The sequence below is a fragment of the Ruegeria sp. BC3 genome (assembly GCF_056539265.1).
This window is the reverse complement of the sequence record NZ_JBQFUP010000009.1, coordinates 120,449-132,432: the sequence shown is the minus strand read 5'-3', so window position 1 is coordinate 132,432 and position 11,984 is coordinate 120,449. Positions and strand designations below refer to the sequence as shown.

General features: G+C 57.6%; 11 protein-coding genes and 1 pseudogene. 5 read left to right on the top strand and 7 right to left on the bottom strand.

The window, feature by feature from the left end; genetic code table 11:
• From gcvT to glyA, 6 genes and pseudogenes are all read right to left on the bottom strand, one after another.
• Window positions 1-118 (bottom strand): annotated as a pseudogene (gcvT, locus tag ACR0MV_RS19715) (glycine cleavage system aminomethyltransferase GcvT); the annotation flags it as partial.
• Window positions 119-134: 16 nt separating this feature from the next.
• A complete protein-coding gene (locus ACR0MV_RS19710) occupies window positions 135-557 on the bottom strand; it encodes a universal stress protein (protein ID WP_170429533.1) in 423 nt (140 codons plus the stop codon).
• 77 nt (window positions 558-634) lie between these two features.
• Complete coding sequence (locus tag ACR0MV_RS19705; protein ID WP_480703396.1) at window positions 635-2,005, bottom strand: alanine/glycine:cation symporter family protein; 1,371 nt, start codon at window positions 2,003-2,005, stop codon at window positions 635-637.
• A gap of 24 nt (window positions 2,006-2,029) precedes the next feature.
• Window positions 2,030-2,974 (bottom strand): lipoyl synthase, encoded by a 945-nt coding sequence (gene lipA / locus ACR0MV_RS19700; protein ID WP_480703395.1) that lies wholly within the window; start codon window positions 2,972-2,974, stop codon window positions 2,030-2,032.
• Window positions 2,975-2,988: 14 nt separating this feature from the next.
• The gene (gene lpdA / locus ACR0MV_RS19695; protein ID WP_480703393.1) at window positions 2,989-4,371 is read right to left on the bottom strand and encodes a dihydrolipoyl dehydrogenase; all 1,383 of its coding nucleotides are present in this window, start codon (window positions 4,369-4,371) and stop codon (window positions 2,989-2,991) included.
• 11 nt (window positions 4,372-4,382) lie between these two features.
• Window positions 4,383-5,651: a serine hydroxymethyltransferase gene (gene glyA, locus ACR0MV_RS19690; RefSeq protein ID WP_480703391.1), complete on the bottom strand. Its 1,269-nt coding sequence runs from the start codon at window positions 5,649-5,651 to the stop codon at window positions 4,383-4,385.
• A 132-nt stretch (window positions 5,652-5,783) separates the two neighbouring features.
• Between glyA and ACR0MV_RS19685 the strand changes: the two genes are divergently transcribed.
• From ACR0MV_RS19685 to ACR0MV_RS19665, 5 genes are all read left to right on the top strand, one after another.
• Window positions 5,784-6,386 carry a helix-turn-helix domain-containing protein gene (locus ACR0MV_RS19685; RefSeq protein ID WP_170429518.1) on the top strand — a complete coding sequence of 201 codons (603 nt, stop codon included), beginning with the start codon at window positions 5,784-5,786 and terminating at the stop codon, window positions 6,384-6,386.
• 245 nt (window positions 6,387-6,631) lie between these two features.
• Window positions 6,632-6,958: a potassium channel family protein gene (locus tag ACR0MV_RS19680; RefSeq protein ID WP_254439295.1), complete on the top strand. Its 327-nt coding sequence runs from the start codon at window positions 6,632-6,634 to the stop codon at window positions 6,956-6,958.
• 165 nt (window positions 6,959-7,123) lie between these two features.
• On the top strand, window positions 7,124-8,203 hold the full coding sequence (locus ACR0MV_RS19675; protein WP_170429512.1) for an AI-2E family transporter: 1,080 nt from the start codon (window positions 7,124-7,126) through the stop codon (window positions 8,201-8,203).
• On the top strand, window positions 8,200-9,264 hold the full coding sequence (locus ACR0MV_RS19670) for an HlyD family secretion protein (RefSeq protein WP_170429510.1): 1,065 nt from the start codon (window positions 8,200-8,202) through the stop codon (window positions 9,262-9,264). The genes ACR0MV_RS19675 and ACR0MV_RS19670 overlap by 4 nt, the downstream gene beginning before the upstream one ends.
• Window positions 9,254-10,264, top strand: a complete 1,011-nt coding sequence (locus ACR0MV_RS19665) for a DUF2955 domain-containing protein (RefSeq protein ID WP_480703389.1) — start codon at window positions 9,254-9,256, stop codon at window positions 10,262-10,264. Before ACR0MV_RS19670 ends, ACR0MV_RS19665 begins: the two co-directional genes overlap by 11 nt.
• An 80-nt stretch (window positions 10,265-10,344) precedes the next feature.
• On the opposite strand, the gene ACR0MV_RS19660 is transcribed toward ACR0MV_RS19665, so the two are convergent.
• A complete protein-coding gene (locus tag ACR0MV_RS19660) occupies window positions 10,345-11,979 on the bottom strand; it encodes a N,N-dimethylformamidase beta subunit family domain-containing protein (protein ID WP_480703388.1) in 1,635 nt (544 codons plus the stop codon).
• Window positions 11,980-11,984 lie beyond the last annotated feature (5 nt).

Below are 11,984 nucleotides of genomic sequence, written 5' to 3'. Positions count from 1 at the left end.
GCTCTCCCATGATCCCCAACGGATACTGAACAGGCATCTCCCATCCAGCAAAATCAACCAACTTACCTCCCAACTCAACATGCAAAGAATGAAGTGGCGTGCGCTTTAATGCGGTCATATTGTTAACCTTTCAATCAGCGGGACTGGTCACGAACGACCATGACGGTGCAATGTGCATTACGCACAACACGCGCGAGGTTCGGGCCAATCTCATAGTTCGGGAAATCGCCTTTGGTCGACGCCATGACGATCAGGTCAAAGCCGTCCTTGTAGGCCAGCTTCAGAATTTCGCGGTAGACGCTGCCCTCTTCAACGTGGATTGCCACGTCGGAGGCATTGCCATGATCCAGAATAGCCTGAACCGCGCCCCGCACATGCTCTTTGGCGCCTGCGCCATAGTTGGCAGGAAGGTTCGGCAGCTGGATGATCTCGGGGATGACGGCAACCACATGCAGTTCAGCGCCATAGAACTTGGCCTGTTCCAATGCGAGCGGCAGGGCGTTCTTCCACGAACGGTCGTCGGTGTGGTCAATCGGCAGCAGGATTTTCGTGGCCATCTCGTCTCTCCTCGAGAAATGGAATTTGTTTCAAAGCCGGAGGGCCGGATCGGCCCCCCGTTTTTCTCAAGACCGGATTACTCGGCAGGCTTGCCACCTGGCTCTTCGGACTGACCGTTCGAGGCAAAGAACTCTTTCGTCAGTTTGAAGACGATCGGGCTCAGCAGGGCCAAGGCGATCAGGTTCGGGATAGCCATCATGGCATTCAGCGTGTCTGCCAGCAGCCAGATGAAGCCCAGATCCGCAGTTGCGCCGAAGTAGATCGCCACGATCCACAGGATGCGGTACGGCATCAGGGATTTCACGCCCAACAGGAACTCGACGCATTTCTCGCCGTAGAACGACCAGCCGAGGATGGTTGTGAAGGCAAAGATCGACAGTGCGATTGCGATCAAAGCACCGCCACCCGGGAGCGACGATGCAAACGCCAGTGAGGTCAAGGCCGCACCCGACTCACCAGATGTCCATGCACCTGTCGAGATGATCGCCAGACCGGTGATCGAGCACACGATGATGGTGTCGATGAACGTACCCAGCATCGCGATCAGACCCTGGTTGACCGGGCCTTTGGTCTCAGCTGCGGCATGCGCGATCGGAGCAGAACCCAGACCGGCTTCGTTCGAGAAGACGCCACGCGCCACACCAAAACGGATCGCAGCCCAGACTGCCGCGCCTGCAAAACCGCCTTCGGCTGCCGACGGGGTGAAGGCGTATGTGAAGACCAGCGACAGAGCGTGACCGATGTTGCCGATGTTGATGATCAGAACCAGAAGACCAGCGACGATGTAGGCGATCGCCATGGCCGGAACCAGTTTACCGGCAACGGCACCGATGCGAGTGATGCCGCCAAGGATAACGGCTGCGGTCAGGATCATCAGAACAACGCCAGTGACCGAAGTGTTCACGCCAAAGTTCGATTCCAGAACCTGCGCCACACCGTTGGCCTGTACGCCGTTGCCGATGCCAAAGGCCGCGATTGCGCCGAACAGAGCGAACGCTACGCCCAGCCAGGCCCATTTAGCGCCGAGGCCGTTCTTGATGTAGTACATCGGGCCGCCGACATAGTTGCCCAGCTCGTCCTTCTCGCGGTATTTCACTGCGCAGACAGCTTCGGCATATTTGGTGGCCATGCCCACCAGGGCGGTCATCCACATCCAGAACAATGCACCCGGACCGCCCAGGAAGACAGCAGTGGCCACACCGGCGATGTTACCCGTACCGATGGTCGCCGACAGCGAGGTCATCAGCGCGTTGAACGGGCTGATCTGCCCTTCGCCCTGACCCTCGCGGCCTTGGAACAGCAAGCTGAAACCCTTGCCGATACGCAGGATCGGCATGAATTTCAGCCCCACCTGCAGGAAGAAGCCGACGCCAAGGATGAGAACCAGCATAACCGGCCCCCACACGACGCCATTGATGGCCCCTACGATTGAATTTAACGCTTCCATGGATTCCCTCCCATTTGCGTTTGGTTATGCCCCGGTGGCGATGGCCCGTTGGCGGGCTTGCTTGAGGGCGGCAAAATCTTCGTCCGCATGGAACGACGAACGGGTCAGCGGGGTCGCCGACACGTGCAAGAAGCCCTTGGAACGCGCGATCTGTTCCAGTTGGGCAAACTCCTCCGGTGTCCAGAACCGGTCGATTGGGTGATGTTTCGGGGTCGGCTGCAGATACTGACCAACGGTCAGAAAATCGACCTGCGCCGCACGCAGGTCATCCATGACCTGCCGTACGTCATTCAGGCTTTCGCCCAGGCCCACCATCAGACCGGATTTGGTGAAAATCTCAGGGTTGGCGCGTTTTGCGTCGTCCAGCAGCCGCAGCGAAGTATAGTACCGCGCGCCGGGGCGTACCGTGGGGTAAAGATGCGGCACAGTTTCCAGATTGTGGTTGAAAACATCCGGCGCCGCTTCAAATACGATATCTGGGGCAGAGCCTTTGCCCAGAAAGTCAGGGGTCAGGACTTCGACCGTTGTACCAGGGTTCTGATGACGCACAGCGCGGATGGTCTGAGCGATGTGCTCGGCTCCGCCATCCGCCAGATCATCGCGGTCGACCGACGTGATCACCACATGGCGCAAGTCCAGCTTTTTGACCGCCGCCGCGACGCGGCCCGGCTCGAACGCATCCAGAGCATCGGGGCGGCCAGTGGCAACGTTGCAGAAGGAACAGCCGCGGGTGCAGACCTCGCCCATGATCATCATCGTGGCGTGACGCTTGGACCAGCATTCGCCGATATTGGGGCATGCCGCCTCTTCGCACACCGTCGCCAGATTGTGGTCGCGCATCAGGCGGCGGGTTTCGTAATACTCAGGGCCGTCGATTTTTTTCTTGCGAATCCACTTGGGCTTTCGCGGGATGACACTGTCGGCCTTCTTGGCCTTCTCAGGGTGACGCGGGCGAAGCTGGATGGTCATCTGGCTGTCCTCACTCAGGCGTGGATCGCACGGCCCATGGCGTCGAGGCAGGCTTCCTTGACCGCCTCACCCATGGCCGGGTGCGCATGACAGGTTGCGGCAACCTCGGCGACAGTGGTGTTTTTCGTCATGGCCAGAACAAGCTCGGCGATCAGATCGCCGCCATGGGCTCCGCAGATATGCGCACCCAGGATCTTCCCATCGGGATCGGCCAAAACCTTGACTGCACCATCTGTTTCGCCAGTCGACCGCGCGCGCGAGTTCGCCATGAAGGCAAATTTGCCGACTGTGTATTCGGTACCTGCCTCTTTCAGGGCCTCTTCCGTCAGACCGACCGAGGCGACTTCGGGGTCGGTGTAAACAACACCCGGAACAGTGTTGTAATCAACGTGACCGCCCTGCCCTGCAAGCATTTCAACGCAAGCGACGCCGTCCTCTTCGGCCTTGTGGGCCAGCATCGGACCGGGGACGCAGTCGCCGATCGCATAGATGCCGGGAACCGAAGTGCGGAAGCTGCCATCCACCTGGACAAAGCCGCGCGGGTCCAGAGCTATCCCCAGTTCTTCCAGCCCCAGCCCGCGCGTTACAGGTCGGCGTCCGACGGCGATCAGAACCTTGTCGGCCTCGATCACCTCTTCCTTGTCTTTACCGACCCGATCCAATGTGAGCGTCAGTCCGGCGCCGGTCTTTTCGATGGACTTCAGCGCGCGCGCCAGCTGGAACTTCAACCCGCGCTTGCTGAGCGCACGCTGCGCCAGTTTCGCAATCTCGCCATCGATCCCGGGCAGAACGCGGTCGAGGTATTCCACGACAGTGACCTTCGCACCCAAGCGAGCCCAGACCTGTCCCAGTTCCAATCCAATGACACCGGCCCCAACAACGACCAGATGATCCGGGACGGTGTCCATCGCCAGTGCGCCCGTCGAGCTCAGCACATCTGCTTCGTCAATCTCGATCCCGTTCAGCGGTGTCGGCTCTGAACCGGTCGCAATCAGGATATTCTTGGCTTCAAAAATATCGTCGCCAACCTTGACCTGACCATCCGCTGGAATGCTGGCCCAGCCTTCAATCAGCTCAACACCATTCTTTTTGAACAGAAATCCGATGCCTTTGGTCAGATCGCCGACGATCTTGTCTTTACGACCCATCATCGCGCCCAGATCAACGCTGGCCCCCTCGACCGCAATGCCATGGGAGGAGAGGTGTGCAAGTTCGGCATATTTGGCCGAGGAGGTCAGCAGCGCTTTGGAGGGTATACACCCCACATTCAGACAGGTTCCGCCAAGAGCACCGCGTCCTTCCACGCAGGCCACTTTCATGCCCAGTTGGGCGGCACGGATTGCAGCAACATATCCGCCGGGGCCGCCCCCGATGACGATGAGGTCGTAGATGCTCATTGGCTGTTCTTTCAGTAGATCGGATGGTTGGCGCACAGGGCGCGCACTTTCTCGCGGGTTTCGGCTTCGACGGTCGCGTCCCCCTCGGGAGAGTTCGCCAAGGCGTCCAGTACGTCGCCGATCAGGTGGCCGATTTGCTTGAACTCTTCCGGTCCAAACCCGCGGCTGCAACCCGCGGCGGTTCCAAGACGGATCCCGCTGGTGACTGTCGGCTTTTCCGGATCACCCGGCACGCTGTTCTTGTTGCAGGTAAACCCGGCACGCTCCAGCGCGGCTTCGGCGTCCTTACCGGTGACCCCCAAGGGCCTCAGATCGACTAGCATCAGGTGGTTTTCAGTACCACCCGAGACGATGTCACAGCCACGCGCCATCATGACGTTCGCCAGAGCCGATGCGCTGTCCACAACGCGCTGCATGTATTCCTTGAACTCAGGCTTGAGCGCCTCGCCGAAGGCAACAGCCTTGCCAGCGATCACGTGCATTAAGGGGCCACCCTGCAAACCCGGGAAAACGGCCGAGTTGATCTTTTTCGCCAACGCCTCGTCATTTGTCAGAATGATCCCACCGCGCGGCCCGCGCAGGGTTTTGTGAGTGGTCGAGGTGACCACATGCGCATGACCGATTGGCGAAGGGTGCAGCCCGGTCGCAACCAGTCCTGCGATATGGGCCATATCGGCCAGCAGCCAAGCGCCAACCTCGTCGGCGATTTTGCGGAACCGTGCAAAGTCGATCTTTTGTGAATAGGCTGATGCGCCCGCGATGATGAGCTTGGGCTTTTCGGACTTGGCCAACGCCTCGACCTGATCATAGTCAATCAGCCCCGCTTCGGTCAGGCCATACTGAACCGGGTGGAACCATTTCCCGGACTGGGCTGGCTTGGCACCATGGGTCAGGTGACCACCGGCATCCAGAGACATGCCAAGGATCGTATCGCCGGGGCTGAGCAGCGCCAATTTGACGGCTCCGTTCGCCTGAGCGCCAGAGTGTGGCTGAACATTCGCGAATTCGCAGCCGAACAGTTTCTTGAGGCGCTCGATTGCCTCAACCTCAACCTCATCCACATACTCGCAACCGCCATAATAACGACGACCGGGGTAACCTTCGGCATACTTGTTGGTGAGTACGGAACCCTGCGCATCGATCACTGCCTGCGAAACGATGTTCTCGGACGCGATAAGCTCGATCTGTTCGGCCTGGCGTTTGCCCTCACGTGCAACCGACGCGGCGATGACGGGATCTGCATCCTTGAGTGACTTTGTAAACACGATTTCCTCCCTCATACTCGAATCCCAAGTACGAAATTTTGTTTCCTATAGTGGAATTCTGTCCCTTAAGGCAACGGGTATCTCGAATTTGTGAAGTTGTTTAAGTGCGGGGAAATAGGTAACCTGCGGAAAATCAGGGAGATTTCTATGACCGATGACAACCTGAACGACGCCATCGGACCGGAAGATCAAGACGAAGGCGCAGCTTTGGGGCGCTCGATCAGGGACGCGCGCCGGGCAAAAGGGTGGACTTTGGAAGAAGCTGGACGGGCCGCGGGAATCGGTCGCTCGACGCTTTCAAAGATCGAAAACAACCAGACGCGCCCCAGCTTCGATATTGTCCGAAGACTGACGCAAGCACTGGACATGAGCACCCCGCAATTGTTCCTGCAGTCGGGTCAAACCGGCATATCAGGACGTCGCGATTTCACGCCCAAAGGTTCTGGCGAAATGCGCGATACACCCACCTATCTGCACGAGTTGCTGTGCCCTGAACTCACCAGCAAACGGATGCTGCCCTATATCGCAACGATCAAAGCGCGCGACGTATCCGAATTTGAAAACTGGATCCGGCACACTGGTGAGGAATTCATGTACGTGATCAGCGGAGAACTGATCTTCGTCTCGGAGCACTATCGACCTTTGCCAATGAAGGCTGGTGACTCGTTGTATTACGACAGTGGCATGGGGCACGGCTGCCTTTCGACCAGCGAAGAAGACGCGCGTGTTTTGTGGGTGTCGCTGGAATAGCTATTTACCTGAAGTATCGAAGGACCAACTGTTAAAGCAAGAACCGGACCGGTTGCTGAGCGTTGAACTAAAACCGCGCCTAACCGAACTCCGCTCTTATTCGGCCATTCTGTGGGAAGGCATCCAGGTCTCGGGTTTTTAATCCACCGCAAGTTGGCTGGCCTTAAATAGTCCAGAAAATCGTATACTTCCCGAATAATTCACCAAATGCTATGTGTCGATGCATCAATCGGAAGAATGGTGCTATGAACTCACTAACAAGAATAACCCGAGGGATAGGGGTCGCTTTCAAAGATGGTCGGGTCAAAGGCCTTCTGGCCTTTACGACCGGCATGATCTTATGGGCGTCGATTTTCTACCACTACGTCGAAGGGTGGAGTTGGCTCGATTCCATTTATTTCTCGGTCGTGACTATATCGACGGTGGGATTTGGCGACTTTTCTCCTGAAACGGCAGCGGGGAAAATTTTTACGATGGTGTATATCATCGTTGGCCTCGGCATTTTCGTGACCGCAGCGACCACAGTTGCGGACACGATCCTGTCCCAGGACGACGAAAAAGCCGAAAAATAAAGCCAAAACGCGTTCACACTTAGACCCTCCATCGGCTGCGCAGTTCAGAGCCGCGGCCCGGCACAACGCGTGAGTTCAGGGTGCTAGCGCCCTCTAAAATATAAATAATATACATATCGTGTTTTTTGAGTGTAACATTCAGAAAACAAACACTGGAGGGATGGTATGGAAAAGACCCAGGACGCGAAGATTGTAGATCTCGCGATAAGACTGCTGTTTCTCGGATTATTCCTCTACAGCGCGCTGGTAATGGTTGCACCGCTGGCAAGTGTGGTCATTTGGGCGACGATCCTGTGCGTTGCCCTCTACCCTGCCTTCGACTGGCTGCAGTCCAAATTGGGAGGGCGCAAGAAACTCGCCACCACGATCCTGGTTCTGCTGGGCCTTGTTCTGACTTTGGGGCCGGTCGCAACGGCGGTATCCGGAGCTGCCGAGCTTGGATCTGATTTTGCGGAACAAGCGGACAAGGGCGAGTTAAAAATCCCACCGGCCCCCGAGGGTCTCAATGAACTGCCGCTGGTCGGAAACAAGATCGCCGAAGTCTGGGGCTTGTTCGAACGAAACCTCGATGGTGCGCTTGCCAAGTACGGCGCTCAGATTCTTGAGGTCACCAAATCCCTGTTCGGAAGAGTTCTGAGCATCGGGCTTGGGCTCTTGGCACTGGCTCTGTCCGTTTTGATCATGGGCGCCCTTTTCAGCCCCGGGCCAACTCTGGTGCAAGGTCTTCAGCGCTTTGCCAACCGGGTATTTGCACCCCGTGGCGGCGAATTCGTGACACTGGCCGGCGCAACGATCCGCAATGTGACAAAGGGTGTGATCGGCGTGGCTGCGATTCAGGCGGTCGTCGTTTGGGTTTTGTTGGCGCTGTTCGGGATAGGCTCGGCCGCCACACTGGCATTCATCTGCCTGATCCTCTCGATCATTCAGATCGGGCCCGGCCTGGTTCTTTTGCCGGTCATCATCTACGCCTGGAGCACCATGTCCGGCGGTACAGCGTTGATCTTCACGATACTGGCTATTCCCGTCGCGATTATGGACAGTTTCTTGAGGCCTGTGTTCATCTCCAAAGGTCTTGAGACCCCGATGCTGGTCATTCTGATCGGTGTTCTCGGCGGTATGATGGCGTACGGACTGATCGGCATCTTCATGGGTCCGGTTCTGTTCGCGGTGTTTTATGAACTGTTCAAGGTCTGGATCGACGCACCCGCAGAGGCCGAGAGCGCTGCTGAAGGAGCGGCGGAATGAGAAAGACCATTTGGACCACTCTGGCCGTCATACTTGTCTTCCTGATCTGGTACCTTGTTGCTGACCGAAAAACGCCGTTTACCGGGAACGCCCGCGTGAAAGCCATCGCGACCCAGATCGTTCCGCAAGTCACCGGAACAGTGACCGAGGTTCTTGTCGAAAACGGTCAGGTCGTCTCGGCCGGTGATGTTCTGGTTCGGATCGACTCGCGGCCTTACGAAATTGAACGCGACAAGGCGGAAGCTGATCTTGAAGCAGCCACGCAAGAGGTGGGCGCGTCCTCGGCTGAGGTGAGGGCCGCACAAGCCAAGCTTGCGAGGGCTCAGAGCGATCTGGATACGATGCGCATTCAGACCGAACGTGTTTTCACGCTGGAAAAGAAAGGACTGATCGCCGTCTCGAAGGCTGATGATGCCCGAGGACAACTGGCAGAGTCTGAGGCGAATTATGAGAACGCCAAAGCGGATCTGGAAAAAGCAAAGCAACGGTTGGGCGACGACGGGGTTGAAAACCCAAAAATCCAGCGTGCACTGGCTGCCTTGGCGGATGCCGAGCTAAACCTTGAATGGACGGAACTGCGTGCTCCGGCGACAGGTGTTATTTCCAATCTGCTCATTGCACCCGGAACGTATGCGCGATCTGGTCAGGATCTGCTGACGTTTCTGGATGCGACAGATGTTTGGATTGAGGCGTATTTTACCGAAAACAACCTCGGCCGTGCTGGGGTGGGGTCCCCAGTTGACGTCGTGCTGGACATGCATCCGGGTCAGATTGTTCCGGGCGTGATCGAGAGCTTCAGCGCGGCCGTGTCCCTGAGCGGTGGCGATGAACCCGGTCAATTAGCGAGCCCACCAAGCACCAAGGGTTTCTTACGCGAACCCGAGCGGTTCCCGGTTCGGATCGTCCTGCCGGGATATGAGGCCGGAAATGCCGAAGACGATCTGCGCTTTCAACTCAACGGGCAGGCCGATGTGATCATGTACCTGAGCGACAACTCCCTGCTGAATGTCGTCGGTCGGACCTATATCCGTTTGGTCTCAATCCTGTCTTATGCCTACTGAGGACCAAAAATCCGTTGCTCGGCTCGCGCTGGGTGTCACCGGCGTGTTCGCTTTGGGCTTGTTTCTAGGGTGGCCGCTGGCCGTTGTAGGGGCAGTCTTTACCGCGCTGTTCCTGCAAGCCCCCGCCGCACTGCCATTGGCGGCATTCGCGAAGCTGTTTGTTTTCTCGATAGGATTGATGTTCATCGCTTTTCTGGTGTCGTCAGTCTTCGCGCCCTACCCGGTGGTCTTTCTGATCTTGGTGGCGATTGGGATCATCCTTTCCTTCACGTGGTCCGTTTCCGGGGCCGGAGTTCTGCCCGGCGTCATAGCCCTGATGGGGGCTTTGATGATCCCCAACCTTGTTTTGCAATCGCAGGATCTGGCTCTGGTGCTCGTGTTCTGGATACCGTTGAACCTGCTCTTTGCAGGTTTTGTATCGACACTGATGTTTGTGTTGATACCAGCTGAACCTCAGACAGCGGCCGAAAAGAAAGCCGATGCGGCACCGGACTTTGACCCATTTCGGCGGATCGTCAGAATGTCCCTTGTGACGGTTCCATTTGCCATAGCGTTTTTTGTTTCCGGCGCGTCGGCCTTGTTGGTTCTGTTCTTTGTCGCCCTTCTGAGCCAACAACTGGCGGCCATGCCGTCAATGGGTCGAGCGGTCGCAAAAGCCATGTTGACGGCAAACCTTTTGGGGGCAGCGGTGTCGATTGTCTGTTACGAGATCAACGTTATCGCGCCGGTTATCCTGACACCTATATTGCTGAGTCTGTTCGTCTGCTTCGCACTCGGAGCACTTGGCAAATCCAAGATTCCGCTGGCCGCAGCAGCCGGATCCGCGCTGACAACGGTTCTGATTGTTTATGGTGGTTCGATTGCACCTTTTTCGGACGAAGCGGACGTCAAAAGCATCACGCGTGTATTGCAGGTCGCCAGCGCTGCTGTCTTCGTGATCATCGCCTATGTCATCGTAGACGAGTTCTGGCCTGAGAGAAAACGCGAACTTGCCCACTGATCCAAAAGGCACAGCGGCAATACATCGAAGCTGCAGGTTGCTGAGACGGAAATTGGACCGCCACGTCCCTGTTTGACCGGTCAATCCGCTGTACAAAACCTGTTCAGCACATTGCGGGTGATCTGCTCTACCTGTTGATCCTTGCAAATCAGTCCCATGACCCATTCACATGTCCCGGCCGTGAAGACTTCTCCCTTGCCGCGTTGCCAATGCAGGATGACACCGTTTCCGCGCTTGCTGCGATCCAGATTCTCTGGCGTATCGGCTCCGAATTGCGCCTTCGCTTTGAACCGCGCGTCCTCGTCACCGATGTATATGGTCTCACCCCAAATTCCGTGGTCAGGTTCGATGTTGGTCGCCAGCCCCATCGCCAGGATCACCATGTTCGGATCAGCACCATCTTTTCCCGTGGCAAAGGGCAGGCCATCCTCCATCTGGTAATCCACCCCGTCGACCTCGTAACCGAATATGCGTGCGCCGGCCCCCAGTTGGTCGCCATATCCCAGTTGGGTTCCCGCCAGTGCCCAGTGATCCGGACGGTACACAGTGAAACCGCCGCTGCCCTGCCCCACGCAGCGTCCAAGCCCTGCGTATACGCCCTTGAGGCCATTCGCCCCAAAGGTTCGGGCTCCGGGCCAATTGACCGGGGGGACTTCCCATGCGGCGGTGACCAGATGCTCTTGATCCGTTCCCACTAACGGGTCCCGATCGGCCTTGTATTTGTAGCAGACCTGAGTGCGCCCCTCATCCTCGATGCGCGTTTGCCATAGGAAGTTCCCCGCAAACCGCGCCACTCTGCCGCCGTTCTCGGTGAAACGGTCCACCGATCGGCGCATGTTGGCAGACCAGTATTCGTCATGCCCGACGAAGACCGCGCAATTGTAGCGATCCAGAAGATCCGGCTGGGCCTCAAGATCATGCTGCGTGGCGATATCATATTCGAACCCCTCCGCCTCGAGCCAGCGGGCGAAATGCCGTTCGTAGCTGGCCCAGCCCGCGGACGCGTATTTCTTGGAATAGCCATAGGCATAGGCCCACTCCATATACGGATAACGCACCATGTTTCCGGGGGTATGAGGCATCTCGGGCACGGCACGCGGTGCACCGGCTGGAAGTTTGCAAAAGCCGCGGCTCCAAGGGCGTTGGGTCGAGACCACTGGCGAGAACGCGTTCCTCTCCGGTCCGGTGATCCCCTCGTAATGGTTCGAACCACCCCAGCAGTTGTAGGCGAGCCAGGTACCCGTCGCGCAAATCAACACCATACGCGGCGCTGGGGTATTGATGTCGCTACGGACGAGGATCAGGTGATGCTCTTCGACACGGTCGCCATCCCGTTCAGCGGATAACGTGATCAAGTATCCGCCGGGACGCCAGTCAGCTGGGATAGTAAACTGATGGCTGAACTGCCAATCGCACCCTTTGACTGAGCAATCATCAGGCGTCTCCTGATGGCACCCGGTCAAACCTTCCTGCCGCAATAGCGGTTCATAGACCAACCCGTCCCGCCCAACTTCAAAGTCCCATTTCTCGGCAGTGGTCGAAACATGTAGCGCCACGGTTTCACCCGGCGCATAGGACATGCGGGGCGTGTAGCCCCAGATCTCCAGCACGGCGTCGTCCCGAGTTGGCCCGATGTAGTAGTTGTCCAGGATATGCCGCGCCTTGGCGCGGGTGCGGGGCGTCGTGGCGGGCGATAGTCCTTCTGAAGACGTCATTTTCA